The organism is Vibrio sp. 1557 (assembly GCF_033340175.1).
Classification (GTDB): Bacteria; Pseudomonadota; Gammaproteobacteria; order Enterobacterales; family Vibrionaceae; genus Vibrio; species Vibrio alginolyticus.
Window position 1 is genome coordinate 19,380 of the sequence record NZ_JAWOVZ010000008.1, and the last position, 25,890, is coordinate 45,269.

Consider the following 25,890-nt stretch of genomic DNA (forward strand, 5'->3'; position numbering starts at 1 on the left):
TACTCTGCGCGCACTTTATACCTTATTAACAGAGTAAGACAATGACTGATTTATCAAAATACAGAAACATTGGTATTTTTGCTCACGTAGACGCGGGTAAAACTACCTCTACAGAGCGTATCCTAAAGCTAACTGGTAAGATCCATAAGATCGGTGACACTCACGACGGTTCAACTACTACTGACTTCATGGAGCAGGAAGCTGAGCGTGGTATCACAATCCAGTCTGCAGCAACAACTTGTTTCTGGAACGATCACCGTCTAAACATCATCGATACTCCTGGACACGTTGACTTCACTATCGAAGTTTACCGTTCTCTAAAAGTACTTGACGGTGGTATCGGTGTATTCTGTGGTTCTGGTGGTGTTGAGCCTCAGTCAGAAACTAACTGGCGTTACGCTGACGAATCACACGTATCACGTCTGATCTTCGTTAACAAACTAGACCGTATGGGCGCAGATTTCTACAAAGTTGTAGATCAAGTACAGAACGTACTAGGTGCTACACCTCTAGTTATGACTCTACCTATCGGTATCGAAGAAGATTTCGTAGGTGTTGTAGACGTACTAAGCCAACAAGCTTACGTATGGGATGAGTCTGGCCAACCAGAGAACTACGAAGTTCAAGATATTCCAGCAGACATGGTAGAAAAAGCTGCTGAATACCGTGAAATGCTAATCGAAACTGCTCTAGAGCAAGACGAAGATCTAATGATGGCTTACCTAGAAGAAGGCGAAGAGCCATCTCTAGAAGACATCAAACGTTGTATCCGTAAAGGTACTCGTGATCTAGCATTCTTCCCAACTTACTGTGGTTCAGCGTACAAGAACAAAGGTATCCAACTTATTCTTGACGCGGTAATTGATTACCTACCATCTCCAACAGAAGTTGATCCACAGCCTCTAACTGATTCAGAGACTGGTGAGCCAACTGGTGAAGTTGCGACTGTATCTGCAGACGAGCCACTACGTGCTCTTGCATTTAAGATCATGGATGACCGCTTCGGTGCTCTAACCTTTATCCGCATCTACTCTGGTAAGATGAAGAAAGGTGACACAATCCTTAACTCTGCAACTGGTAAAACAGAGCGTATCGGCCGTATGGTTGAGATGCACGCGGACGAGCGTAACGAGATCGATTCAGCACAAGCTGGTGACATCATCGCTGTAGTTGGTATGAAGAACGTTCAAACTGGTCACACTCTATGTGATCCTAAGCACGAATGTACTCTTGAGCCAATGATCTTCCCAGATCCAGTAATCTCTATCGCAGTTAAGCCTAAAGATAAAGGCGGTTCTGAGAAGATGGGCATCGCGATCGGTAAAATGGTTGCAGAAGATCCATCATTCCAAGTTGAGACTGATGAAGATTCAGGCGAAACTATCCTGAAAGGTATGGGTGAACTTCACCTAGACATCAAGGTAGATATCCTTAAGCGTACTTACGGCGTTGAGCTAGAAGTTGGTGCTCCACAGGTTGCTTACCGTGAAACTATCACTCAAGCAATCGAAGATAGCTACACGCACAAGAAACAGTCTGGTGGTTCTGGTCAGTTCGGTAAGATCGATTACCGCATCAAACCAGGTGAGCCAAACTCTGGCTTCACGTTCAAATCAACAGTTGTTGGTGGTAACGTACCTAAAGAATTCTGGCCTGCAGTTGAGAAAGGCTTTGCGTCAATGATGGAGCACGGTGTTCTAGCTGGCTTCCCTACTCTAGACGTTGAAGTTGAACTATTCGACGGTGGTTTCCACGCAGTTGACTCTTCAGCTATCGCTTACGAAATCGCAGCGAAAGGTGCATTCCGTCAGTCTATGCCTAAAGCTGGCGCGCAACTTCTTGAGCCAATCATGAAAGTTGACGTGTTCACTCCAGAAGATCACGTTGGTGACGTAATCGGTGACCTTAACCGTCGTCGTGGTATGATCAAAGACCAACAAGCAGCGTCTACTGGCGTACGTATCAAGGGTGATGTACCTCTATCAGAAATGTTTGGTTACATCGGTACTCTACGTACTATGACTTCTGGTCGTGGTCAGTTCTCTATGGAGTTCTCACACTACGCACCATGTCCAACAAACGTTGCAGAGCAAGTAATTGCTGACGTTAAAGAGCGTAACGCTAAGAAGTAATTCTTAAGTTAACTCTATAACTTGAAAGCCCCGCTTAGTGCGGGGCTTTTTGTATTTAGCAGTCTTATACGCAGAGCGTGTTTGTTTTATTCCTATTTAGCGTTTGTTTTGACGATTGTTATGATGCCGTTCTAGTACTGTTGCCTTTTAGGTCAATGGTCTTAAAGTCTGGTACCACTGACTTTTCAAATATTTCTATTTCTTCCTTCAACCATTGCGCAAACAATTGAGCTTTAGGTCTTTTTAAGTAGCCTTTTGGCGCACACAAGTAATACGCAAAGTTGGGCTTGATAGCGATATCTCCAATTCGGACCAATTTGCCAGAACGAAAATATTGATGAGCTAAACTGTGTTTTACTAATGCCACGCCTTGAAGTGATAGTGCAGCCTCAAGCACGAGATGTGATCCACTGTATTTTAGAGTAGGCTTTGCTGCGCAGTGACCCAAGGTTGCTAACCACATATTCCAATCAAGATCAGGCCAAACATCTTCAATCAGCTCAGCTTTGCTTAAATCCTCGATGTTATAGATCCCATGCTCTTTCTGATACACCGGATGACAAGCTGGATAAAAAGCTTCGTCCATCAGCCATTGTGATTCTAAATTGGGATATTTTCCTAAACCGTAACGAACACATAAATCTATCTGGCTATCTTGAAAAGACACCAAATCATTGGTTGGTTCTAATAGCAAGGCGATATCAGGGTGACGCTGACGAAAAGCCGTAATTTTCGGGACTAACCAATGATGAGCGAAAGAGGGGAGTGTTGATATCGAAAGGTGGTTCGGGTTTGGATCTTGATTGACTAATCTAACCCCTTGCTGCAAATGAGCAAACCCTCTTTCTGCCTGACTAAACAGTAGCTCTCCCTCAGGTGTGAGCACGATTTTTCTGTGCTGACGAACAAATAGGTCCGTGCCTAAGAACTCTTCTAAATGACGAATTTGCTGACTAATGGCCGCTGGCGTAACAAACAGTTCTTTTGCTGCCGTTTTAAAGCTTCCTTCCTTTGCTGCAACGAAAAAGTAATACAAGCCCTGTAAGGGAGGCATTCGATCTTTCACATTAGTTTTCCTTAACTCTATGGCAGATTCTATCGTTTGAGGATATCAGCGTAGTCGCTGATTATTAAGTGGTCAACATTGTATAGGGATCTTTGAAATGGAAAACATGACACACACTTGTGAGCGTACTATACCTACTGCCCATCAGAGCGGGTTACAGTTAATTTATTCTAAACTGGCGGCTTGGAGAAGGAACTATAAGACACGTCGTCACTTGAGAGAGTTACCAAAGCACCTTTGGGACGATATTGGATTAGGTGAAAGGGAGATTAGTTGTGAAGTGAGTAAGCCATTCTGGAGAGAGTAGTCTATGAGTTTGATTCAAGCTCAAAGTTAAGTTGCACTCCCCAATGGTGTTGAGGAGTGCAAGCAAAATTACAAGTCTTCTTCCCACACGACCAATTCATCTTTTGGCCAATTGTGGCCTATCTCATGATACTTTTGTTCGAGCACATGACGTTTAATTTTAAGCGTTGGCGTCAGTACGCCATTTTCTATACTCCAAGGTTCTTTAATCATTAACACACCTTTGATTTGCTCATGAGAGGCGAGTTCTTGATTCATCCTGGCAATAACTTTACGTGTGGTACGTGCGTATCGCTCTCGATCAAAGTTAGGGAAGTCATGTGGCACAACCAAAAGAATCGGAGCGGGTAGCCCTAAACCGATGAGACACATCATCTCTACGCGACTGTACTCGAAAAGCTTTTTCTCGATAGGAACCGGAGAGACAAATTTACCTTTGGCGGTTTTGAAGTTATCTTTTTTACGGCCTTGAATCGTTAGATAACCATCTGAGTCGATAGCGCCGATATCGCCTGTGTGTAGCCAGCCCTCTGAATCAAAAGACTCTTGGGTGGCAATATCATTTTTGTAGTAGCCAGAAAATAGCCCTTTGCCACGCACCATGATTTCAGCATCGGCTGCGATTTTTAACTCAATGCCTGGCCCTGCATTACCGACACTACCAATTTTGTCAGCTCTAAATGGGTAGTTGAGCGTGCTGTAGGCAAATGATTCCGTCATCCCCCAAGCCTCTGTGATATCAAGGCCCACTGAGTGGTACCATTCCAACAGCGCTGGCGAGACAGGTGCAGAGCCACAGCCTAATACTCGAGCCTGATCTAAACCGAGACCATCTGCTAGCTTTTTCTTGATCAAAGAATTGACGAATGGGATTTTCAACAGAATATTGAGCTTCTTCTGTGGAAGTTTGTCTTGAATACGTTGCTGGAATAGCGTCCATAATCGTGGGACGGAGATAAACAGAGTTGGTCGGTGCATCTTCACATCTTCGATAAAAGTGTCCAGTGACTCTGGAAATGCTGTTGGCACGCCACCCATAATCGATGAACCGAAGATATAAACACGCTCTGTAATATGAGCGAGCGGTAAATAAGAGAACAATCGGTCGTTTTCTTGGATACCAATATGATTGATCAGTTGCTGAACAGACCAACTGAATGCGCCGTAAGTTAGCATCGCGCCTTTCGGTAACCCTGATGTGCCTGAGGTATACACCAACGACATTAGCTTGTCATCGTAATGCTGCGGACGCTCTTTACTTGGCACTGCATCAGCAATGAGCGCTTGGTATTCGTGCTTACACTTTGGTGCCGTGTCATAAGGTAGAGCGATGCTAATGAGTTCAGGCATAGCATCAATGACTTGCTGAGTTGCTTTGGGATCATCGAGTTTTCCGCCAATGATCGCTTTACTTTCACTATGAGTCACACAGTATTCGATGGTGTCTGCACCGGCGGTAGGAAAGATTGGCACACTGACATAGTCACCAAGCATCATAGCAAGATCGCAAATAAACCATTCTGCACAGTTTTTAGATACTAATGCGACTTTGTCGCCAGGCTTTACACCAAGTGAGCGTAGTGCGCTGACAAGTTTTAAGGCTTGATCTGCAACATCAGAGAATGTGTACTCAACAAATTGTCGGTTAATAATTTGTTTTAGGTAGACCTCATTTGGACGCTCTTGAGCCCATTTGAGGATCATTTCATTTGGTGGTGGGAGAGCGCAACCAGCAGCGCTATTTAGATTCGGCTGATTCATTTTAAGTGACTCCATGTCTTCTCATTGTATTTATAATTGTTAACGCATTGTTAACTTTAGCATGTTAAATCGCGACACGGGAATGCATTTTGATGAAATATGTGGGGAAGATAGCGTTAGTTATGGTTGAAGTCGGAGCGACTCGATCTAAAAAGCAATGTGATTGATGCTACGCAAAAGAGAACAGGCTTTTCAGCTGTTATGTCATACCGACTTCATACTAAGAGCACAGGTAAGCAATTTATTTTATTAATAATATTGCGAAAACATAGAATCTATCCTAATTATTTATTAACTAGTGGCTTAGTGTTGAAGATAAGTATAAATGTCTCCTAATTTCTTCAAAGCGCCAAACTTAAAGGTATGTCGTGGTTTTGAAGTAGCTATACTAATCTTACTTTGGAAAGTTAGGAGCTTCACCTCAAGCTATTGCCTGAGATTACTTGGGTACGATCATCAGCAAAAGGAAAGATGTGATGTTACGGAAGACTTTACTGGGTACCTATCTTTGTAGTTTATTCATTGCGGGGAATGCATATGGTGCTGAAGGAGATGATATTCCTCAGCGCGCCCAAACGGTTGGTGATGTTATTGAGCGCCCAGGCGTTCTCACACCTAAAGGTAAATGGTCATTTGATTCGTCTTTAAGCTATACACAAAACTCTTCAAACAAAGTATCTGTTGTTGGGTATACAGTCTTACCAACTCTGATTGTTGGGCGAATTGAAGTGAGTGATTCGGATAGGACTACAGTAACCGTTGGATTAACTGCTCGGTACGGTTTAACAAACGCCACAGAGTTAGAAGTTAGAGTGCCGTATGTGTATCGTAATGACCAAGTTTCTACGCGCCCCATTCAAGATGGTTCAAACAGTGAAGTAGTAAACACAACGGTGGATGGCGGAGGGCTTGGTGATGTAGAGTTCGCATTGAGGCACCAGTTTAACTTTGAGTCTGCGCCATACTGGGTAGGTGGCCTTAGAGTAAAGTCGGATACAGGACGATCGCCTTATGATGTTTCTATTGAAGATGGAAGCAACTCATTTAGTGATGTCCCTACAGGTTCGGGTTTTTGGAGTTTTGAGCCTAATTTATCTCTTATTCACCCTGTTGATCCTGCGGTCTTGTTCGCTAGTCTAAGTTATATTTATAACTTAGAGGATACTGTTACAGTTGGCGACACAAAAGCTGATGTTGAACTTGGAGACACTATTTCTCTTTCAGGGGGAATGGGGTTTGCGGTGAATCCTGATCTTTCATTCTCTTTAGGACTTAGCCATAAAACTATTTTAAAAAGCAAAGTAAATGGCAGATCGGCAGATGATGCTAAGTTGCTTCAATTAGATGCATTAACTTTTGGTATAAACTATGCCTTTAGTGAACGCTCATCTATCAATGTTAGTGCTCAAGCTGGTCTTACAGAAGATACTCCCGACTTTCAATTAACAGTACGAGTACCTTTTAATTTGTAAAATGGATATTAGGCCCTTGAGTCTTGGGCCTAATTTATCGTTAGCGCCTAGTGTTCGCATTATAAATTGATTGGATTATATTGGATAAAGTAGGTATATATTCTTAAAATGATGGTGGCCTATTGATATATCGAACTTTCTTTTGGTATGTAATCATAGATATCAGTCGTTTCTAATATCAAAGAAGCTTAACGTGACAATTTTTCAGATAAAAATGGAAATGCTCATTGAAGGTGGTTCAATAAGGCGTCTTCTAATTGTTGGTTTGCTTTGATTTCCCGTATTACCCCATTTACTTGAGCATCAATGTCTACGAGCGTGCTAAGTCCAATAATACTGTTATCTTTCGTGTTTTGAATAATATTGATAATACTTGAATTTATAAAGTCTGAACTTATTATATTAGGATTTTGAGACGAAGGCATTTTGGGTGAATCTATAGAATCATCTCCAATAATATTGCCTTCACCAAATTGTATGATGTTAACAATACCCTGGTTGAAAACATCTCCACTTTGATTTTCACTATTTGCGCTAATGTTTTTTAAATTACCATTTTCAATTACTAAGTTGGCAATATTTGTGTTCAAAATATCATCGCCATTTATAGTCGTAGTAATGCTTAATCCAATATTAATAATATACTCGTCCGTAATTTGGAAACCACCTCGATATTCTTCTAAAGATAAATTTGAAAGAGGAGTAAGTTCTTGCAGGCCAACATCTTTAGCATTCACATTAAAATGAGGTATTAGCATACAAAGCACTAACAAAAATTTATTGTAGTTCATAATGTAGGCCTTTCAGGTTGTTAAGTTCTTAAAGTTATTTAAAACAATGTTATATTAATTTTCACCGGAAACTGGGAGAGTAATGCTAAATACCCCTAAGGAATCTCTAGACACTCCTGTTTTTAATGGTGATCTTTGATATACGGTGAAATTATCATTGGTTATAAAGCTAGACCGTCCCATTTCCGCTTCGTTACGGACCAGTAACACAATTCCTTGGTAATATTTTTCAAACTCATCCAGTTTCATTATCATGGTTCCTCTAGAAGGGTCTCCTAGAATAACTGAGTGATTGTTTATACCTCTGATGACAACAAAATGCATATACCCGTCGAAATTAACGAGAGTAATCCCAGGGACGCCGACTTCTTTAATTTTCTCCAGTCCTACTTGAAAGCCGTCAGAACGTAACCCTATGGAATCCAAGTAAAACTTCATATCCAACAAAGAAAAACCTTTCTCTTTGATTTTTTCTTTATCACCTTTTTCAAACATGCTTTTGAAGATATCTTGTTCAGATGACTCTGTTGCATAATGAAAAGTGAGAAGAGAAGCCAGGGCGGCAGAGCCACAGCTGAAGTCATACTGTTGGCGAAAAACATCACCGAACACTATTTCTTTGTAGCTTTTAACAGGAACAGAGTAATGTGCTCGGTAAGGTAGCAGTTCTAATGAAATGGCTGATGCTGAATAAACGAGCATCAGCCAAATTAAGTTATTTAATACTTTCATATTGTTTACTTGAGTGTCAGGTTAACGACGGTAGAGTTCTGGATTAAAACGTTGTTTCCGCTGTTCTGAATTACGTTGGATATACCCGAACTGTCTGCGAACGCTCCACTTGATAGTATATTGTTACCACTCACGGTGTTTGACGCGACATTATCTGACGAAATACCATTGATATCTGATTCTGCATAAACCAAGTCGAGTTCAACATTTTGTCCACCTCTTGATTCATTCATGATATCCAAGCTAACTTCTCCGCCAGATAATGCAATGTCATCAGCGAGTGCAGTGCAGGCAACTATCATACTCAAAGTACAGATTGCCAAACGCATCGCTTTCTCCTACTAGTCGGTTACTCACCCCCAGTAAACACACTTGCATTAGTTGTAACAGATTGTTGTACAAGTGAATTTGAACCAGCATTTTGACCAACGGTAGTAATACCAGCTGCACCACCAAGACCACCAAGGGTGTTCATGTTTTCAACTCGAACTCGAGTATCATCCGCGTTAGTTGCATAAATAACTGATGCACCTGTAACACCACCCATTAGGCTTGAGCTCGCAACAACCATATCTGTATCCATATGGACTTGATTGAAGCTATCAACATTTGTTGAGCTCGAGTCACTTTGATAGTTACTATTGTCGTTAAAGCTGTTCGAGTTTGTTGTGCTTGAATCAGCGTAGCTACGGTTATCACTCTGGTTACGGTTGTCGCTTTGATTACGATTATCGCTGTTATCGTTAAAGCTACTGTTGATACTAGAGTCACTGTTGTCGTTGTTGCTACGTCTTACAGTAGTACTAGAGTCGCTGTTGTCGTTGTGGCTTCTATTTGTGTTAGTACTTGAGTCACTACTATCACTATTTAGGCTCACATCAAGATCAGCACTGGTACTGTTGTCGTTAGCGTTAGACGTACTATTGTCGTTGTGGCTTTGAGCTGTGTTAGTGCTCGAGTTTGAGTTGTCGCTGTTGTTATTAAAGCTGTCATCAACACCAAGAGTTGCACTGTTGTCAGTGTCGCTGTTGTCGTTGAAGCTATGACCAATACCTAGTGACGCACTATTATCGCTGTTGTCGTTGAAGCTATCACCAACACCGAGAGATGCGCTATTGTCACTGTTATCATTGAAGCTGCCAGATAAACCGATATCGGTATTAGCGCTGTCAGTCCATTGCATGTTGTCGTCTCCATCATCGATCTCATTCGCGATTAGAGAGCCACTAAATAAAATTGCTGACATTGCTAAAGCAAGCCCTGTTTTGTTTAGAGTCATAACGATTACTCCATTTCCTGTTATTCCTGATTAAAAATGACTGCACTTAACTTCTTGCTGCTTCCTTCAAATGTTGTGGGAAGCGATGAAATTATAAGAAAGGATCAGTGAAAGCTGTTCTCATTATTGAGAATGATTCAGGCTGGAAGGGAGTATTTAGGTGCGTCTCTTTAAGGTGTTAAAGAAAAAAATAACATAATCATAATGTTATTTTTTGTATTTACTTTAAGTACTCATCAAGTATGAAATGAAGCCAATATAAAGAAGTAATTCGTTCTATTGCACTGAGCGGAGCAGTCATCCATTTTTTATAAATGGTATTTTATCCAATTATTATCTTTATTATTTAATATTATAAATCATATCCTTATGCTAACACAGGTTGAAAAGTATGGATAAAAACACAACAGGTTCATACTTTTTAAGTCTTTTTCGGTGCTGAAAAGCAATGCGATATCATTCTGAAGTGCTATATTTTCTACTTAAAATGAAGATAAATTCTCTTTGCTATCCCCAATTAATTTTCTAACGGGGGTTGGTGAAACAGGTAAGTTAATGTGGTGGGACTATGGAAAAGAAGCACTTGATACTGCTAGCTGAGAGTAATTTACAAAGTAACTTAATAAAAAAACAACTATCTTCCATTCATGATGTCGATGTAAAGATAATGCAACCAGATGAAGTGGTGTTCAGAAGTCACTCACTCAGTATCGATTTGATGTTTATTGATTACGATTTTATGCGTCAGCTTGAAGTTCAAGGAAAGTTACCAGATTTTGATCTATTTGGGTGGTCCTTTATGCTTCACAACGTCCCTTGTGAAAAAGTACAAACGGACTTACTGCATTGGAAGTTGTTAAAAGGAATTTTGCTCCGAAGTGCATCAGTGACACATATATGTGATGGCGCGGAATACGTACTGAAAGGTGGGCTGTGGCTACCAAGAATGTACCTAGAGAAGTTAGTCCTCAATTATCGGCATGCAAATTTGTCCGAAGAACAGCAGCATGATGAGTTAACATGCAGAGAAAAACAGATTCTAGAGCTACTTGTGTACGGCATTTCAAATCAACAAATTGCTTCAAGACTTTTTTTATCTGAAAGTACAGTGAAAAGCCATATATACAAGTTGTACAAAAAACTCGATGTCCATTCTCGTCATGATGCGGTTAAGTTGGTAAGAATGAACAATGGCTTAACCGAGAGAAGTTAAGTCATAATTTTGGATGCTCTTTTTATCGGGGTCTGTTCCGTTTTCGCTATCTAATCTAAGCAAGGGCACTCGTATTTGAGTGCCCGTGGTTTATCTGGATTCAATAGTTGGTGTATCAGCAGGCTAAATCATGCCCGTGACAAGGCCTGCTGCCACAAAAAACACGATCATCCATAGCACCGATAGGTTGATCTTTTTGTGTAGATAAAAACCTGCAACCACTAACGCCATGTCGATGGGAGCAACAACTGCGCTGCTAAATACTGGCTGGTAAAGTGCCGCGAGTAGCAACCCTACTACCGAGGCATTGACACCGTTGATGGCGCCGGAGACCAGCGGTTTGCCTGCCAGTGCTTGCCAGTTTTTAAGAACGCCAAGCAGTAAAAGAAACCCTGGGAGGAATACGCCAAGCGTTGCGGTCAGAGCGCCTAAAATTGGCGTATCCGAAAGCTCGTAACCGATAAAAGTCGCAAAGGTGAACATTGGCCCTGGTACAGCTTGTGCAGCGGCGTAGCCTGTTAAAAATGCATCTTGGCTGAGCTGGTCGCCAACAATGTTTTGCAGAAGCGGCAGAACCACATGACCGCCACCAAACACTAAGCTACCAGCTTGGAAAAAATCACTAAACAGCCCAAGCAAAGGTAACGTATGAGCCACTAACGGTAAGCCGAGTAAAAGCATCGCAAATAGAGCTAATGGCGCGATAGACGGTTTAAACGACTCGGCTGATGGCGCGGAGTCTTTCTTCAGATATCGCATTCCGACAAAACCTGCTGCGATCAACACGAACATTTGCGTCATGATGCTTGGCGCCACCAGCAACGCAATCGCAGTCGCGACGCACAAACCCGCGGTCAGTTTACTTTGGCAGAAGTTTTTGTACATGCCCCAAGTCGCATCCGCCACGACGACGACTGCGAGCAGTTTTAGGCCGTGAACGATGTTTTGGAACACTGCGGTGTCGGTGATTTGGCTGCTCACCATCGCCAGCGCCAACATGATGACCACTGAAGGAAGCGTGAATCCGACAAATGCTGCGCATGCGCCACCTAAACCGCCACGTTTATAGCCTAAAGCAAAGCCAACTTGGCTTGAGCCCGGTCCCGGCAAAAACTGACTGAGCGCGACAATTTGCGCGTACTCGCTGTCATCAAGCCATTTCAGTTTCTCAACAAAGGTTTGGCGAAAATAACCAATATGAGCCGCCGGGCCGCCGAAGCTGAACCAACCCAGCCAGAAAAAAGTTTTGAATATGGTGAACATGTCGAGCCTGTTTATCTAAAAAGCATTGTTGCTAATTTATCGAATGCTCTAAAATGACTCAAATTGATGATTTTAATTTCATCTATGAATGAAATGGGATGAGGATGTTGGAGTGAAAGAGGACATTCAGTGGCGCAACATTGACTTGAACTTATTGGTGACGTTTTCCTACTTGTATCGCTATCGAAGCGTTAGCGTCGCGGCAGAGAAAAGTTACGTTAGCCAGTCGGCGATGAGTCATAGTTTGTCTCGTTTAAGGTTGTTGTTTGACGACCCGCTTTTTGAGCGAAAAGGGCACAAGATGGAGCCCACCGAGCACGCTCACCACATCGCGCCAACTGTGCATCACTTGTTGGATTCTATCGCCAAAGACTTGCTCACTAAGTCTGCCTTCCAACCTGAAAATTACGCGGGTGTATGTCGCATCGGGTTAACGGATTATGCCGAGTTTATCTTTGCTCCTCGGCTTTATGACGAAATACGCCAGCGCGCCCCAGAGGCGCAGATCAGTTTTATTAACGTCAATCGTAGCAACTACGTGGCATTAACTGAGCACGAAAAGCTCGATGTCATTATTGGCAGCATGCCGGTGTTGGATGACAACTTTGAGAGCTTGTACTTGTACACCGAAAAACACGTGTGCATGTGTGATAAACAGGTGTTGAAAGGGGAAACACAGCTGTCTCTGGAAGCGTTCGCGAACATCGAGCAAGCTCTGGTAAGTCCCGATGGGAGCTTAAAGACACAAGTAGACCAAAAGCTCGCAGAACATGGCTTGAGCCGCAAAGTCACCGTGGCGTCGCGCAACTTTCTCACTATTCGGCATCTATTGAAAAAGCGCGATCTCATTGCCATCGTGCCAGAAAAAATGGCGTTGGCGGAGGGCTTTTCGGACGATCTCATTACTGTTAAGCCGCCGATCGCCGTTGCGGATTTTGATATTGCCATGCTGTGGCATTCCAGCCGAAACAATGAAGACAAAGGCATTTGGCTACGCGAGTTGGTTTCTTCGACCATCACCTCTAAATGATAAACATTTGGGGCACTCATGGTGCTTAGAGTGATTTGTTGTTGAACTTCTTACTACCCGCTGAGTTATCGGCGTTACGCCGAAACAGTACTGATTGTGCAAAATGAATATCTTGGGTTAGGGGGGGATGTTCCAGATTTAATTCATAAAAGAGATTAATGGAAAAGGTATCATTGAGTTGTACCACGTAGTTTAAGCTCTGTTTGAACGTATACATGAAGAGGGAGTAAGCGTCCATCTCGGTATTTTTCCACTAGTAAGTTCACTCCCTGAGTTCCCATCAACTCAGAGTGAATACGAATTGTAGACAACGGCGGAAAGGTAAAGCGAGCAGTAGGAATATCATTCATACTAATCAGCGTAATATCCTCTGGTATCTTTAAGCCAAATTCATGGATTGCACGTACTATGCCAATCGCGATGGAGTCTGAATCAATGAATACTGCTTTCGGGAAGTCACCTTTGGCTAGCATCTCTTTCGCTAAGTTATAACCGGACAAACTAGAGCAGGCACAATAGTGTATATCATGTTCTGCGACCACGCCTTTTAGATAGCCATAGTCCAAAAACACATTTTCACGAGTGTCAGCTGCGTCGTGCTTGTCTTGACCGCCAATATAACCGATGCGGCGGTGGCCTCGTTGTACAAAGAAATCAACTACTTGCCTACTGATTCGAATAAGGTCGACATCAACGCAATCATAAGGGCAGGTTGGATCTGAAAAGTTTATGTAGCAAATGCTATCGGCTAGACGTTTAGGTAATTTATCTACTACCTTTTGGTCGACATTTCCGACTAAAAGGACACCTGTTATCTTTTTCGTTTCAACATCAATTTCACTGTTATAGCAATTGGTTAGCGTAATACCTAATTTGTCGCATTGCGTTTCAATCCCATGACGAATTGATAAGTAGTAAGGGTCATTCACCTCTGTTTCTTGTTTGTAGTTATATAAGGCTAAAAAGTGATGTTTTTGCTTAGCTTCTTTGATGCCTTTCTTCGAGCTACTGGTGCGGTACTCCAGTTTTTCTGCAATTTCCAAAATGCGGTATTTGGTTTCTTCTTTAACGCTCAACGTTGGGTCGTTGTTCAAAACCCGCGATACGGTTGCAAGTGAGACGCCTGCTTCAATGGCGATATCTTTTAGCTTTGCCATGTAAATTTCCCGTTGGCACTGCCCAAGTGTGAGCTCAATAATCTGACTATTTTAAACAGCTACTTAGATATGCACAAACCTTTAGTAAGACAGTCCTAAACACTTTAAATCATCATATCAAGCCAAATTGTTTTCATGAAATAGACTCTATTGAGTAATAAATAAAGCCGTAAACGTAAGGATTATATTGCTGTAAAAATACTGAAAAACGCGACTGGTTTGGAAACTTGCTACTTGTGGTAACTCTAGTACTTAATAGGACTCGAGCTGTTTAGAGTTTAATCAAGCAAACGTTTTATTGTTCATGTTTATGTTTTGTGTCTCATTTTATAAACAAATCAATAGGAAAGTATTCAACTCTATTTATAATCTCCGCGCTTTTAAAAGCTGTCTAACAGTATGAAAAATTAGGAAATTATAATGAAAAAAGTATTGCCATTATTGGCTTTAGGTGCAGTGGTTGCTTCAGCATCAGTTCAAGCAAAAGGTAACTGGTATGTTGGTGCTGATTTGGTAAATTCAGATCTTAAAGTTAAAAGCTTGTCAAAAGATCTTTCTGCGACAGGTCTTAGCCTTGCTGTAGGTAAAGAGCTTCAATATTCAGAAAACTTCAAACTAGCTTTTGAAGGTGAGTACATATACTTTGGCGACTTTGAAGAAACATTTTCTTACATGGGGTGGCCGGTTAAATTTAGTGTTGATGCTTCTGCGTTCAATTTCAATGCGAAGCCTAAATACCAATTTGCAGGTACAGGCTTCTATGTTGGTGCGATTGCTGGCCTTGGTGTAATGAGTGTTTCTTATGAAGTGAAATCATCTAGCACTGTTACCGATGATGGTCGTGATGTAGGCTTTAACTACGGTGTTGAGGCTGGTTATGAGTTCGCTTCAGGTTTGGTTGTATCTGGTGGCTACCGTGCTTCTTCGGTAAGTATTGATGCCGAAAACGGTGGCAGCGAAGATTTTGATTTTGACAGCCTGTACGTTGGTGTTGATTACAAGTTTTAAGCTCGCGTAAGCAAAACATAGATACTAAAAAGGAGCCGTTAGGCTCCTTTTTTTATTAGATTATCAATCAACTCATAATGGTGATCTTGTACGCCTGCAAGGTTGCCATATTTGGGTTGGTGGCGGTCATTTTCTTTCGCGTGTTGCCAGCCAATGGTGTGACGCACAAAATGCTCTGCAAACGCGTGGGAAACTTCCAAGCAACCTGCCAGTACGGTATCAACATAACTTTGCATGATTGGGCTCTTTTCGCATGGTGGTAGTGGCTCGTCTTTTACGTAAACCCAAATGTCATGTTATTGGTTAAAACTCGCATCTGTTTCGATTTGATCTGGCTGAAGTTGAATACGATGATAACCTCGCTCACGGCGGTCGAATTCTGCGAGCGCTTCTTCATTTACTTCGAGTAAAACGCCATTAACCTGTCCATCGCCTTGGTTCACCACTAATGGAGAGAGGCTGTAGCTGTCGTCAATCTTCCCCCAGTAGCGAACCAACCCATGTGCTATGACGGGAATGGCTTCTCCCGTTTGTCCGGTTAACTTACGCGACGCAGAATTAATCAAACTGCCATAGCCAAATATGTACATTGTCGTTGCATCCCTTAACTGATAGTTGTGCCTCTCATGTTTATACCTAACCCGCATCTGAAGCACAACTTTACCTCTTAAGTATAATCTTAATTATAAACATGTATTTTTTATACATGTTTATGGTAGCATCAATATGTAGTTGAGTTAACCAGCATCGAGAGACGCTTGAGGGCAAGATAATGCTGAATATCACCGATAAAAAAGTAGAAGAAAAAATCCCCGCATGGCTGCGATTAGGCTTTCGGCCGTTTTTTCTGTTTGGGTCGATTTACGCCATTGTTGCGATTGCGTTGTGGGTGTGGATGTTCCAAGGCGGACAGCCAAACGCATTAGCCGTGCCTGCATTGTGGTGGCACGTACATGAAATGTTGTTCGGTTTTTCGATGGCCATTGTAGTTGGCTTTGTACTGACCGCGGTACAAAACTGGACTGGCATTAATGGTACCAAGCATTACATGCTTCTGGCTTTATTTGGCTTGTGGTTAGTGCCCCGCATATTGCTTTGGACACAAGCACCGTTATGGTTAACCAGCAGTATCGAAGCGGTATTTTTACTGTTTGTCGCCTATGAGGTGGGCATTCGTGTGTATCGAGCCAAAGGTTGGCGTAATTTGTTTTTCGTTCCACTGTTTCTTTTAGCCATCTTTGCGAACTTTGCAAGCTACGCAACGATAAAAGGTATGCCGCCCTTTAGCTCTTCAGCGGTGTGGCAAGCAATGCTGTGGTGGTTTACCTTGCTGTTGTCAGTGATGGGCGGACGTGTAATTCCATTTTTTACTGCGCGTCGATTTAATTTCGAAAAAGCGCAACCATTGGCTTGGTTAGAGTGGTTCGCGAACTTGCCATTGGTAATGCTATTTGTGCTGAGCTTTTTCCCTGTGACGTTTGCAGAACTAGGTAGTCCTTTGATGCTATTTGCAGGTGTTGCTCAGTTGGTGCGTTTTGTTCGCTGGAAACCTTGGTTAACCCTGAGCGAGCCTTTAGTGTGGTCGCTGCATGCTGCGTATTTGTGTTTACCACTAAGCTTAATTTTGCGAGGCGTCTGGGGAGATGCATTTGCCAGCCATAACCTCATTCACCTGTTTGCGATAGGTGCGTTAGGCGGTTTGATTTTAGCGATGATTGCACGGGTGACGATGGGACATACTGGTCGCATGATCTACAAAGGGCCAAACATGAGCCTTGCGTTTACAGCGATTACCGCGGCAGCTTTGGTTCGCAGTTTCGCCGTGATCTTTGACCCAGCGAACATGATGCTGTGGATTGATATCAGCGGCGGATTATGGATTGTTGCGTTTGGGCTGTTTGTGTGGCGCTTTGGTGTGATGCTTGTGACCCCTCGTGTGGATGGTCACCCCGGATAAGATTCTAATGTGAGTAGAGAAAAGAGGAGCCGCGTGCTCCTCTTTTGGTTTTTGTTCTTTATAGGTTTAGTGTTTATTCGTCTTCGTCGTCCGCTTTATTCGTGAGCCCCAAGCGTTTAAATAGCCACCACTCTAGACCAAAAATGACAATTAAGGCGATGCAGAACCAGGTGAATGCCATGGTGGATTCCACGCCTGGCATTCCACCAACATTGATACCGAGTAAACCTGTTAAGAAGCTGGTTGGTAGAAAAATCGTTGCTACCAAAGTAAACAGGTAACTGTTTTTATTGGTTTTCTCATCACGATGATGTTTGATCTCTTCTTGGAAAAGCGCCACTTCTCCAAGATAAAACTCAAGTGTTTCATTTATGCGCGTAATATTATTGTGTGCGAAGCGATATTGATGAGGTCTCAAAGCAATCAATTCTGATTCTGACTCCACAAGATCACGGATAGCGTACTGCTGAGGGCGAATAAAACGCTTGATAGAAATCAGTGCTTTTTGAGTCGCCATATGTTTGTACGTCGATTCATCATTCACGTCGAACTGGTTTAGTGTTTCTTCAATTGTATCAAGGTAAATGTCTATTTTACTGTTTAATCCTTCAATGATCTGATGAAGTAAACTAGCAAGACTTTTTGGGCCTTTGTGTTCCGCTAATGCTTGGCGAATCTCCATGATCGCGCGTGATGGAATTTTACGAGTTGAAATGAGTGCGCCTTGAAAGTAGAGAATTCGAATACTAAGCATATCTTCTGGTGATGCATTGCCGTTCATATTGACGCCTCGTAAAATCAACATGAAGTTCTCGTCATCTAAAGGATGGAAAGATGGTCGGCTTTCGTCGGCTAATAGATGATCAACCGTAGCTCGAGGTACTTGGTTTTGCTCCAGCCAACCACGAATATCAGGATGCAGCCGTTCGCAATGGTACCAATGCTTAGCTTGAATTTGCTCTGCCGTGGTGGATTGTTGAGTTGCTTCTGGGGTTGAGAAGTCCCAATGTTCAATCATAAAACCCATTTTCTTTTCCTTGTTTGAGCCGATACCAAAATAACCTCAAGATACTTCTTTCGCGAGAATTGCATTGCCATACAGAGGCAATGCTCTGAGTACGGTACTCTGAAGTCATTGATGCATTATTTTTCAAATGAGTATGATTGTATTTAACGCCAAATGTCTATGAATAGTTGTTCTTATTTGCAATCGAGTGGAGCGCACCAAGGTGTTGTGCTTAAACAACAAAACAAAAAGCCTGCAACTAAGCAGGCTTTATTGTGGGGGGAGGGAGGGGAGCTGTTAGCCAACTTGAGAAAGATTAACCACTTTCTGTTGTAGCTTTTTCTTTAAATAGTCCGTTAAGGCCTGTTTTTCTTCCTCGTTCATGTAAAGACCAAGCTTAGTACGGCGCCATAAAATGTCTTCATCGGTCATTGCCATTTCATGGTTCATTAAGTAATCGATCTCACGTTGGTAAACACCACCGGCTTGTGTCGAGAACGTTTGTCCTAAGTCAGCTTCACTTGTTGTACCTTCCATTAAGTTCCACGTTTGGGTACCAAACTGAGTGACATAACGAAGAATCAATGCTTCTGGCGCCCAAGTGTATTTAGCATGAATTTGTTTCGCTAATTGTTCACGACTACAGCTGAAGTTACCACCAGGAAGGGTTTGGTTGGCCGTCCAGTCTTTACCCATTTCAGGTAGGAACGGAGCAAGTTTCTTCATTGCTGCTTCACCTAACTTACGGTAGGTCGTTAACTTACCACCAAAAACAGAAAGCAGAGGTGCATGGTCGTATTCCGCATCGAGCTCTAGCGTGTAGTCTCGTGTGATTGCTTGCGGAGAGTCAGATTCATCGTCACATAAAGGACGAACACCGCTGTATGTCCAAACTACATCTTCGCGAGTCAACTGGTGGACAAAGTGTTGGTTTACGATATCAATGAGGTAATCGACTTCGTCATCTGAGATCGACACTTCACGTGGGTCACCTTTGTATTCCACATCTGTTGTACCAATGATTGAGAACTTATCTAAGTAAGGAATCATAAATACGATGCGATTGTCTTTGTTTTGAAGAATGTAGGCTTGCGGTTCGTTGTGGATACGAGGAACAACGATGTGCGAGCCTTTGATTAAGCGAATGTTACGAGGAGAGGCTTGCTCTAATCCATCATCAAAGAACTGTTTTACCCAAGGCCCCGCAGCATTGACTAACGCTTTCGCTTTACGTTCGAAACGTTGGTCTGTCATCACATCGTGAATAGTAACATGCCAGATACCACCTTCACGGTGTGCTTTTTCCACGCGGCAGTAGTTACGCACTTCAGCATGGTTTTCGCGAGCCGCAAGAACGTTCAGTAATACTAAACGTGCATCATCAACCCAACAGTCAGAGTATTCGAAACCCGTTTTCATTTCTGGTTTTAGCAAGCCAGATTTCGCAAGGTTGACGGTTTTACTGCCTTGCAGCGTCGTACGTTTACCCAAGTTATCGTAAAGGAAAAGGCCACAACGAATCATCCAAGCTGGGCGTAGGAATGGGCGATGCGGTAAACGGAAACGCATTGGTAGTGCGACGTGTGGTGCTTTACGAAGAATAACCTCACGCTCTGCGAGCGCTTCCGAAACTAAACGAAACTCGTAGTGTTCAAGGTAGCGTAAACCGCCGTGTATCAGTTTAGAACTTGCTGAAGAAGTCGCAGATGCGAAGTCATTTGCTTCGTATAAGCCAACACTCAAACCTCGGCCAGCTGCGTCTGCTGCAATACCAGCTCCGTTAATGCCGCCACCGATTACGATCAAGTCTAAGGTAGTGGATGAGCTAGTAGTGGAAGCATTATTTTGTATACTCATAAATTTGACCTCTTGGTGAGCGAACGAGCATTTTAGAACATAATGTAATCCTAGCTCAGGTTTCGTTTGTGATCATCTATTATTTTCGTTTGTGAGCGTTTTGTGTGATTTAGACACAAAAAAACCTCTGTCTAATTAAGACAGAGGTCATTTGAGGGGGAGTTATACGATTGACGTTACTCGTTTTCGGAGTTTGATTCGTTAGCTTCAACCACTTCAAGTGGGATAGAAGCTTCCTTCAAAATTGACAAGATTTCTTCTGGTGGCTGCTTATTGGTAAAGATCATGTTGAGCTGTGCAATATTGCCTAGTTTCACCATAGCATTGCGCCCGAACTTGGTGTGGTCTACGGCAAGAAATACACTACGGCTATTGTCAATGATCGCTTGTTTGACCCGGACTTCGTGGTAATCAAAGTCTAATAGCGAGCCATCGAAGTCGATACCGCTAATGCCGAGAATACCAAAGTCGAGACGGAACTGTTTAACGAAATCGAGGGTAGCCTCGCCAACAATACCGCCGTCTCTGCTGCGGACTTCTCCACCCGCTAAGATAACTTTGATTTCAGGGTTAGGGAAAAGAATGGTCGCAACATTGATGTTGTTGGTGACAACACGCAACTGTTTATGGTTTTTATTGAGCGCTCGCGCAACTGCTTCTGGTGTGGTGCCGATATCGATGAATAGTGTGGCACCATCTGGAATGTGTTTGACTACCTCGTCTGCAATGACATCTTTTTCATTGAAGTTGAGCGCTTTACGCGTGTTGTAAGATGTGTTTTCAGAACTGAGAGGAATAGTGGCTCCACCGTGATAACGACGAATTTTGTTGTCATCGGCGAGTTCATTGAGATCGCGTCGGATGGTTTGTGGGCTGACATTGAATCTTTCTACTAACTCATCCGTGCTGACATAGCCTTGTTTTTTCACCAGCTCAACAATCTGCTGGTGTCGAGGTATTTGCTTCACTTACCACTCCCTTGTGCATTGGTAACGGCCAATGCTTCAAATTCGAAGCTCTATTGTGCTCGAATTTGCTCGTTGTGAGAAGTAAGCGAGTTCAGGAATCGGGGATAAAGCGCAAAAAGAGCGCACAAATGGCGCTCTTTTTTTCTTATGGAGATGAGATTAATCTTCTTCGTCGTGAAGTTCAGACCAGGTTTGTGCACATTTCACTGCACGTTTCCAGCCCTTGTAACGACGATTGCGTTTTTCTTCATCATCGTGTGGCTCAAAGGTGCGATCAAGTACCGCTTTATTCTGCAACTCATCAATGCTATCCCAGTAACCAACTGCAAGGCCGGCAAGGTAGGCTGCACCAAGAGCGGTAACCTCAGTTACTTGAGGGCGGTGTACTTCTGTGTTCAATACATCGGATTGGAATTGCATTAGGAAGTTGTTCGCTACTGCACCACCATCGACGCGAAGGTTCGCAAGCTTAATGCCTGAGTCAGCTTGCATCGCATCCAGTACGTCACGAGTTTGATAAGCGATGCCTTCCAATGTTGCACGGATGATATGGTTTGAATTCACACCGCGAGTAAGGCCGACAATCGTGCCACGTGCGTAGGCATCCCAGTATGGAGCGCCTAAACCAGTAAATGCAGGCACGACATAAACGCCGTTTGATGTATCCACTTTTGTCGCGAAGTATTCAGAGTCTTCTGCACCGTTTAGGATTTTCAATTCATCGCGTAGCCATTGGATAGAAGCTCCACCCATGAATACGGCGCCTTCAAGTGCATAAGCTGGTTCGCCTGCAGGACCACAAGCCAAAGTAGTTAGAAGGCCATGTGTCGAAGTGACTTTTTCTTGGCCAGTATTCATTAGCAAGAAACAACCCGTACCGTAAGTGTTTTTCGCTTGACCCGCTTCAACACACATTTGGCCGTAAAGCGCCGCTTGTTGGTCACCTGCGATTCCAGAAATAGGAATACGAGTACCGCCTTTACCACCGATGTTGGTTTTACCGTAAATTTCCGATGAGCGCTTCACTTCTGGCATCATAGATGCTGGGATGCCAAGCTCATCTAACATTTTTTGATCCCAACATAGATCGTTGATGTTAAACAGCATGGTACGCGATGCGTTAGTGTAGTCGGTTACGTGAACGCGACCTTGAGTCATCTTCCAAACTAACCAAGTATCGACAGTACCAAACAAAAGCTTGCCTGCTTCTGCGTCTTCTCGTGCGCCTTCAACATTGTCCAGAATCCATTTAACTTTGGTACCGGAGAAGTAAGGGTCAAGCACCAAACCAGTGTTGTCACGTACATAGTTTTCGAGACCGCGTGCTTTTAAATCTTCACAGATATCAGCAGTACGGCGACATTGCCATACGATCGCATTGTAAACGGGTTTACCTGTTTCTTTATTCCAGACGATGGTCGTTTCACGCTGGTTAGTAATACCGATAGCCGCTAATTGGTCGCTACGGATGCCAGACTTAGCTAGAGCTTCTACTAAGGTAGAGCTTTGTGTTGCCCAGATCTCCATTGGATCATGTTCAACCCAACCAGCTTCTGGATAAATCTGAGTAAATTCGCGTTGCGCGACGCTTACGATGTTCGCATCATGATCAAGAATCACTGCGCGAGAGCTTGTTGTACCTTGGTCTAGGGCAACAATGTATTTTTGCTCAGTCATGGTAAGAATCCTTTTGTTTCGTTATTTATATTTTAGTAAATGTTCGAGTTACGTCAGTTTTAAGCTCTAGCTTCTTCTGTTTCTTCTTCCGTCTCACATTGGTTTGGAATCGTACAACCGTGGCCTTGTTGTGGAAGGTAAGCGGCAATCGCTTTTGGATACAACCAACCACCAAAACACGCACCTGCAATCGGAGCAAGTAAAGGCACGATAAAGTAAGGAATGTCTTTAGCACCTGTCAGAGCGTAATCCCAACCTGCGAAGTAAGCGAACAGCTTTGGTCCAAAGTCACGAGCAGGGTTCATCGCAAAGCCTGTTAGTGGACCAAGTGAACCACCGATGACGGCAATCAAAATACCGATTAATAGAGGGTTCATTGCGCCACGTGCCGCGCCGTTATTTTCATCGCCCAGAGCCAGAATCGCAAACATCAGCACAGCAGTGATAACGAATTCCACAGCAAAAGCACCAAAGAAAGAGAGGGAGGCATGCGGATAGGTTGAGAAGATACCAGCAGTTGCTAGTGCATCTTGGCTGCTGCGAACGAAGTTATGAGCGATTTCGTAGTCGGTGAAAAGGTTGCTGTATAAGCTGTATACCAATGCAGCAGAACAGAATGCCCCAAGCATTTGAGCGATAATGTATGGCACCACTTTCGCCTTATCAAAACCATGGAACATAGCAAGTGCGATGGTAACGGCAGGGTTGATGTGTGCACCAGAGACGCCAGCCGTACAGTAAATAGCGATGGCGACACCGAAGCCCCATACAATACTGATTTCCCATTGTCCAAATGATGCGCCTGTTAGAACTAAGGCTGCAACACAGCCTACGCCGAAGAAAATAAGTAGTCCTGTACCGATAAACTCGGCCAAACATTCTCCGAGCAGAGAGGGGTGTTTGTTCGTTGTCATGTTAAAAGTCCTTTGATCATTTTTGCCTGTCTAGCACGATACTATTGTGCATATATAAACGTTTGCGAAAACAAACGAGCGTTAAAAATGAGCGTTTGAGCATAAATTTGTTAATCAAAGTCTTCGTTTTTGTTAAATGGCGCATCTTTTAACCGGAAAAGAACACAACGAAAATAATTTATTTGTCACGAGGCCAGTGATGAGAGCGCTCAAATTACCGATGTGAAAAAGAATGCACAACTGGTAAGAGGAGTTTTGTGAAGCTGCTACGTGCTTGGAGACTTATTGCACAGAACTTGTGTAGAAATTAACCCTAAAGGAGTAGGAGGATGTCAAATGTATCAAGGGATAGCAGTGATATAAAAAATACGCTGTCATGTTTGGACTTTTAGAAAAAATCGTCATCCCATTGGTACCAATAGGATGAGTTGATAAGAGAATAAACGCTGTTAATGTCTTGTGTTTGTGAATCATTGCTTCGGCTTGTATTCAAATAAAAATTGTTTTTTTTATTTCGTTTGATGCTAAACGTGATCGTTTTTCAGCTTTTTAGTTATTAGTTGGTTCGGAGCGAGTAGGGCAGGCGTAAATCGCCCTTTTTACGGTTAGTTTATGTTCTAATTCGAGCCTTTGTTTCAAAGGTTTCGAATTGGAATGCTCAAGTGAGAGGTTTGAACATCAGTTTAATATTAACGAATCTTGAGTAAAGTTGAACGATGATCTAATTAATGCTCATATAATTTACTGTATTTACTTATATTTAATCCATGTGCAACATTTGTCACAGAAATAAAATCCTAACTCCATACAATTCATGAACTTTCGAACGAAGATTTATTTTGTTTCGTTCGCTCCTTTTGTGTTTTTACCATCGCATACAAAATAATGAGGTTCCTATGTTTGGAATATTCAAACCTAAGGCGCACATTGATCGTCTGTCCCCTGGCAGCATCGATAGCACCTACTCTCGCCTCCGTTGGCAACTCTTTATCGGTATCTTTGTTGGCTACGCCGGTTACTATCTAGTTCGTAAAAACTTCAGTTTGGCGATGCCTTATCTTATCGAGCAAGGCTTTAGCCGCGGAGACTTAGGTGTCGCCTTGGCAGCTGTTTCCATTGCATATGGTCTCTCTAAGTTTCTAATGGGCAGCGTTTCAGACCGCTCCAACCCTCGCTATTTCCTTAGTGGCGGCCTATTGATGTCTGCATTAGTGATGTTTTGCTTTGGCTTTATGCCATGGGCGACTGGTAGCGTCACTGCGATGTTCATTTTGCTTTTCTTAAACGGTTGGTTCCAAGGGATGGGGTGGCCTGCTTGTGGCCGAACCATGGTGCACTGGTGGTCACGTAAAGAGCGTGGTGAGATCGTTTCGGTTTGGAACGTGGCGCACAACGTGGGTGGCGGTTTGATTGGTCCACTATTTATTCTTGGCCTGTGGGCATTTAATGATGATTGGCGCACTGCATTTTATGTTCCTGCATTTTTCGCCACGTTAGTTGCTGTGTTTGTTTGGATGACGGTTCGCGATACCCCTCAGTCTTGTGGTCTGCCTCCTATTGAAGAATACAAAGACGATTACCCAGATGACTATGACAAGTCCCATGAACAAGAAATGACAGCGAAGGAAATCTTCTTCAAATACGTCTTCAACAACAAACTTCTTTGGTCGATTGCAATTGCAAACGCATTTGTTTACCTAATTCGTTACGGCGTACTGGACTGGGCACCTGTTTACCTAAAAGAAGCGAAGGATTTCTCGGTAGATAAATCGTCATGGGCTTATTTCTTATACGAATGGGCTGGCATTCCAGGAACACTATTGTGTGGTTGGATCTCTGACAAATTGTTCAAAGGTCGTCGTGCACCTGCTGGTATCTTATTTATGGTGTTAGTGACAGTTGCAGTGATGGTTTATTGGTTTAACCCTGCAGGCAACCCAACAGTAGATATGATGGCGCTTATTGCAATTGGCTTCCTAATCTATGGTCCGGTTATGCTGATCGGTTTGTACGCACTTGAACTCGCTCCGAAGAAAGCGGCAGGTACTGCCGCTGGTCTTACTGGTTTGTTTGGATACCTGGGTGGGGCAGTTGCCGCAAACGCGATTTTGGGCTACACCGTAGACCACTTTGGCTGGGATGGTGGCTTTATCATCTTAGTGGGTTCTTGTATTACTTCTATCGTGTGTTTGATGTACGCCTTCTTAGGTGAACGTGCGCACCACGAGCAAAAAGAGCGCGAGAAGGAAGCGCTAGCGTAATATTTATTTAAAGAGGCAGTGGAATACTGCCTCTTCGCTT

General features: G+C 43.1%; 21 protein-coding genes and 1 pseudogene. 8 read left to right on the forward strand and 14 right to left on the reverse strand.

Annotated elements, in window-relative coordinates; translation table 11 throughout:
* The first annotated feature begins 41 nt into the window (after nucleotides 1-41).
* Nucleotides 42-2,132 carry an elongation factor G gene (fusA, locus tag R7070_RS11815; protein ID WP_005386444.1) on the forward strand — a complete coding sequence of 697 codons (2,091 nt, stop codon included), beginning with the start codon at nucleotides 42-44 and terminating at the stop codon, nucleotides 2,130-2,132.
* A 118-nt stretch (nucleotides 2,133-2,250) separates the two neighbouring features.
* On the opposite strand, the gene R7070_RS11820 is transcribed toward fusA, so the two are convergent.
* Nucleotides 2,251-3,198, reverse strand: a complete 948-nt coding sequence (locus tag R7070_RS11820) for a LysR substrate-binding domain-containing protein (RefSeq protein WP_017820432.1) — start codon at nucleotides 3,196-3,198, stop codon at nucleotides 2,251-2,253.
* A gap of 106 nt (nucleotides 3,199-3,304) precedes the next feature.
* On the opposite strand from R7070_RS11820, the gene R7070_RS11825 reads away from it, so the two are divergent.
* Nucleotides 3,305-3,505, forward strand: a complete 201-nt coding sequence (locus R7070_RS11825) for a DUF1127 domain-containing protein (RefSeq protein WP_224721253.1) — start codon at nucleotides 3,305-3,307, stop codon at nucleotides 3,503-3,505.
* A gap of 68 nt (nucleotides 3,506-3,573) precedes the next feature.
* Here the strand turns inward: R7070_RS11825 and R7070_RS11830 are convergent, their stop codons facing one another.
* Nucleotides 3,574-5,265 carry an AMP-binding protein gene (locus R7070_RS11830; protein WP_256900259.1) on the reverse strand — a complete coding sequence of 564 codons (1,692 nt, stop codon included), beginning with the start codon at nucleotides 5,263-5,265 and terminating at the stop codon, nucleotides 3,574-3,576.
* Between the two features lie 476 nt (nucleotides 5,266-5,741).
* Here R7070_RS11830 and R7070_RS11835 point away from each other — a divergent pair, with 476 nt between their 5' ends.
* Nucleotides 5,742-6,737 (forward strand): transporter, encoded by a 996-nt coding sequence (locus tag R7070_RS11835; protein WP_005380160.1) that lies wholly within the window; start codon nucleotides 5,742-5,744, stop codon nucleotides 6,735-6,737.
* 224 nt (nucleotides 6,738-6,961) lie between these two features.
* Here the strand turns inward: R7070_RS11835 and R7070_RS11840 are convergent, their stop codons facing one another.
* Genes R7070_RS11840 through R7070_RS11855 form a run of 4 tightly spaced genes read right to left on the reverse strand, consistent with a single transcriptional unit; the run spans nucleotide 6,962 to nucleotide 9,539 of the window.
* Entirely contained in the window at nucleotides 6,962-7,528 is a 567-nt protein-coding gene (locus R7070_RS11840) for a hypothetical protein (protein ID WP_025768212.1), read from the reverse strand.
* 54 nt (nucleotides 7,529-7,582) lie between these two features.
* Entirely contained in the window at nucleotides 7,583-8,260 is a 678-nt protein-coding gene (locus R7070_RS11845; RefSeq protein WP_005380165.1) for a C39 family peptidase, read from the reverse strand.
* Nucleotides 8,261-8,265: 5 nt separating this feature from the next.
* On the reverse strand, nucleotides 8,266-8,589 hold the full coding sequence (locus R7070_RS11850; RefSeq protein WP_005380167.1) for a hypothetical protein: 324 nt from the start codon (nucleotides 8,587-8,589) through the stop codon (nucleotides 8,266-8,268).
* Between the two features lie 20 nt (nucleotides 8,590-8,609).
* Nucleotides 8,610-9,539 (reverse strand): hypothetical protein, encoded by a 930-nt coding sequence (locus tag R7070_RS11855; RefSeq protein WP_005391691.1) that lies wholly within the window; start codon nucleotides 9,537-9,539, stop codon nucleotides 8,610-8,612.
* A gap of 568 nt (nucleotides 9,540-10,107) precedes the next feature.
* Here R7070_RS11855 and R7070_RS11860 point away from each other — a divergent pair.
* A complete protein-coding gene (locus R7070_RS11860; RefSeq protein WP_005380169.1) occupies nucleotides 10,108-10,752 on the forward strand; it encodes a helix-turn-helix transcriptional regulator in 645 nt (214 codons plus the stop codon).
* A 123-nt stretch (nucleotides 10,753-10,875) separates the two neighbouring features.
* Here R7070_RS11860 and chrA read toward each other — a convergent pair whose 3' ends face one another.
* Nucleotides 10,876-12,015, reverse strand: a complete 1,140-nt coding sequence (chrA, locus tag R7070_RS11865; RefSeq protein ID WP_170897450.1) for a chromate efflux transporter — start codon at nucleotides 12,013-12,015, stop codon at nucleotides 10,876-10,878.
* 112 nt (nucleotides 12,016-12,127) lie between these two features.
* On the opposite strand from chrA, the gene R7070_RS11870 reads away from it, so the two are divergent.
* Nucleotides 12,128-13,045 carry a LysR family transcriptional regulator gene (locus R7070_RS11870; RefSeq protein ID WP_115386440.1) on the forward strand — a complete coding sequence of 306 codons (918 nt, stop codon included), beginning with the start codon at nucleotides 12,128-12,130 and terminating at the stop codon, nucleotides 13,043-13,045.
* A gap of 170 nt (nucleotides 13,046-13,215) precedes the next feature.
* On the opposite strand, the gene ebgR is transcribed toward R7070_RS11870, so the two are convergent.
* On the reverse strand, nucleotides 13,216-14,202 hold the full coding sequence (gene ebgR, locus R7070_RS11875; RefSeq protein ID WP_025768213.1) for a transcriptional regulator EbgR: 987 nt from the start codon (nucleotides 14,200-14,202) through the stop codon (nucleotides 13,216-13,218).
* Nucleotides 14,203-14,622: 420 nt separating this feature from the next.
* Here ebgR and R7070_RS11880 point away from each other — a divergent pair, with 420 nt between their 5' ends.
* The gene (locus R7070_RS11880) at nucleotides 14,623-15,210 is read left to right on the forward strand and encodes an outer membrane beta-barrel protein (RefSeq protein WP_017820436.1); all 588 of its coding nucleotides are present in this window, start codon (nucleotides 14,623-14,625) and stop codon (nucleotides 15,208-15,210) included.
* A gap of 38 nt (nucleotides 15,211-15,248) precedes the next feature.
* Here R7070_RS11880 and R7070_RS11885 read toward each other — a convergent pair.
* A pseudogene (locus tag R7070_RS11885) lies at nucleotides 15,249-15,800 on the reverse strand (gamma-glutamylcyclotransferase family protein).
* 182 nt (nucleotides 15,801-15,982) lie between these two features.
* Here R7070_RS11885 and R7070_RS11890 point away from each other — a divergent pair.
* Nucleotides 15,983-17,167 (forward strand): NnrS family protein, encoded by a 1,185-nt coding sequence (locus tag R7070_RS11890; RefSeq protein ID WP_256900258.1) that lies wholly within the window; start codon nucleotides 15,983-15,985, stop codon nucleotides 17,165-17,167.
* Nucleotides 17,168-17,240: 73 nt separating this feature from the next.
* Here the strand turns inward: R7070_RS11890 and R7070_RS11895 are convergent, their stop codons facing one another.
* The 5 genes from R7070_RS11895 to R7070_RS11915 all read right to left on the reverse strand — a co-directional run bounded on the left by R7070_RS11895 (nucleotide 17,241) and on the right by R7070_RS11915 (nucleotide 23,589).
* Nucleotides 17,241-18,194, reverse strand: a complete 954-nt coding sequence (locus R7070_RS11895) for a CorA family divalent cation transporter (RefSeq protein WP_005391702.1) — start codon at nucleotides 18,192-18,194, stop codon at nucleotides 17,241-17,243.
* Nucleotides 18,195-18,470: 276 nt separating this feature from the next.
* Nucleotides 18,471-20,030, reverse strand: a complete 1,560-nt coding sequence (gene glpD, locus R7070_RS11900) for a glycerol-3-phosphate dehydrogenase (RefSeq protein ID WP_033905559.1) — start codon at nucleotides 20,028-20,030, stop codon at nucleotides 18,471-18,473.
* 176 nt (nucleotides 20,031-20,206) lie between these two features.
* Nucleotides 20,207-20,998, reverse strand: coding sequence for a DeoR/GlpR family transcriptional regulator (locus tag R7070_RS11905; RefSeq protein WP_005380192.1), 792 nt, complete (start codon nucleotides 20,996-20,998; stop codon nucleotides 20,207-20,209).
* A 159-nt stretch (nucleotides 20,999-21,157) separates the two neighbouring features.
* Nucleotides 21,158-22,675: a glycerol kinase GlpK gene (glpK, locus tag R7070_RS11910; RefSeq protein ID WP_005380193.1), complete on the reverse strand. Its 1,518-nt coding sequence runs from the start codon at nucleotides 22,673-22,675 to the stop codon at nucleotides 21,158-21,160.
* A 59-nt stretch (nucleotides 22,676-22,734) separates the two neighbouring features.
* Nucleotides 22,735-23,589 (reverse strand): MIP/aquaporin family protein, encoded by an 855-nt coding sequence (locus tag R7070_RS11915; protein ID WP_005380195.1) that lies wholly within the window; start codon nucleotides 23,587-23,589, stop codon nucleotides 22,735-22,737.
* An 896-nt stretch (nucleotides 23,590-24,485) separates the two neighbouring features.
* Here R7070_RS11915 and glpT point away from each other — a divergent pair.
* A complete protein-coding gene (glpT, locus tag R7070_RS11920; protein ID WP_005380199.1) occupies nucleotides 24,486-25,850 on the forward strand; it encodes a glycerol-3-phosphate transporter in 1,365 nt (454 codons plus the stop codon).
* The last annotated feature ends 40 nt before the right edge of the window (nucleotides 25,851-25,890 follow it).

Bases quoted from the DNA above. Each gene is read 5' to 3' on its own strand.
- fusA (WP_005386444.1), top strand. From the start codon at position 42: ATGACTGATTTATCAAAATACAGAAACATTGGTATTTTTGCTCACGTA.
- R7070_RS11825 (WP_224721253.1), top strand. From the start codon at position 3,305: ATGACACACACTTGTGAGCGTACTATACCTACTGCCCATCAGAGCGGG.
- R7070_RS11830 (WP_256900259.1), bottom strand. From the start codon at position 5,265: ATGAATCAGCCGAATCTAAATAGCGCTGCTGGTTGCGCTCTCCCACCA.
- R7070_RS11835 (WP_005380160.1), top strand. From the start codon at position 5,742: ATGTTACGGAAGACTTTACTGGGTACCTATCTTTGTAGTTTATTCATT.
- R7070_RS11840 (WP_025768212.1), bottom strand. From the start codon at position 7,528: ATGAACTACAATAAATTTTTGTTAGTGCTTTGTATGCTAATACCTCAT.
- R7070_RS11845 (WP_005380165.1), bottom strand. From the start codon at position 8,260: ATGAAAGTATTAAATAACTTAATTTGGCTGATGCTCGTTTATTCAGCA.
- R7070_RS11850 (WP_005380167.1), bottom strand. From the start codon at position 8,589: ATGCGTTTGGCAATCTGTACTTTGAGTATGATAGTTGCCTGCACTGCA.
- R7070_RS11855 (WP_005391691.1), bottom strand. From the start codon at position 9,539: ATGACTCTAAACAAAACAGGGCTTGCTTTAGCAATGTCAGCAATTTTA.
- R7070_RS11860 (WP_005380169.1), top strand. From the start codon at position 10,108: ATGGAAAAGAAGCACTTGATACTGCTAGCTGAGAGTAATTTACAAAGT.
- chrA (WP_170897450.1), bottom strand. From the start codon at position 12,015: ATGTTCACCATATTCAAAACTTTTTTCTGGCTGGGTTGGTTCAGCTTC.
- ebgR (WP_025768213.1), bottom strand. From the start codon at position 14,202: ATGGCAAAGCTAAAAGATATCGCCATTGAAGCAGGCGTCTCACTTGCA.
- R7070_RS11880 (WP_017820436.1), top strand. From the start codon at position 14,623: ATGAAAAAAGTATTGCCATTATTGGCTTTAGGTGCAGTGGTTGCTTCA.
- R7070_RS11890 (WP_256900258.1), top strand. From the start codon at position 15,983: ATGCTGAATATCACCGATAAAAAAGTAGAAGAAAAAATCCCCGCATGG.
- R7070_RS11895 (WP_005391702.1), bottom strand. From the start codon at position 18,194: ATGGGTTTTATGATTGAACATTGGGACTTCTCAACCCCAGAAGCAACT.
- glpD (WP_033905559.1), bottom strand. From the start codon at position 20,030: ATGAGTATACAAAATAATGCTTCCACTACTAGCTCATCCACTACCTTA.
- glpK (WP_005380193.1), bottom strand. From the start codon at position 22,675: ATGACTGAGCAAAAATACATTGTTGCCCTAGACCAAGGTACAACAAGC.
- R7070_RS11915 (WP_005380195.1), bottom strand. From the start codon at position 23,589: ATGACAACGAACAAACACCCCTCTCTGCTCGGAGAATGTTTGGCCGAG.
- glpT (WP_005380199.1), top strand. From the start codon at position 24,486: ATGTTTGGAATATTCAAACCTAAGGCGCACATTGATCGTCTGTCCCCT.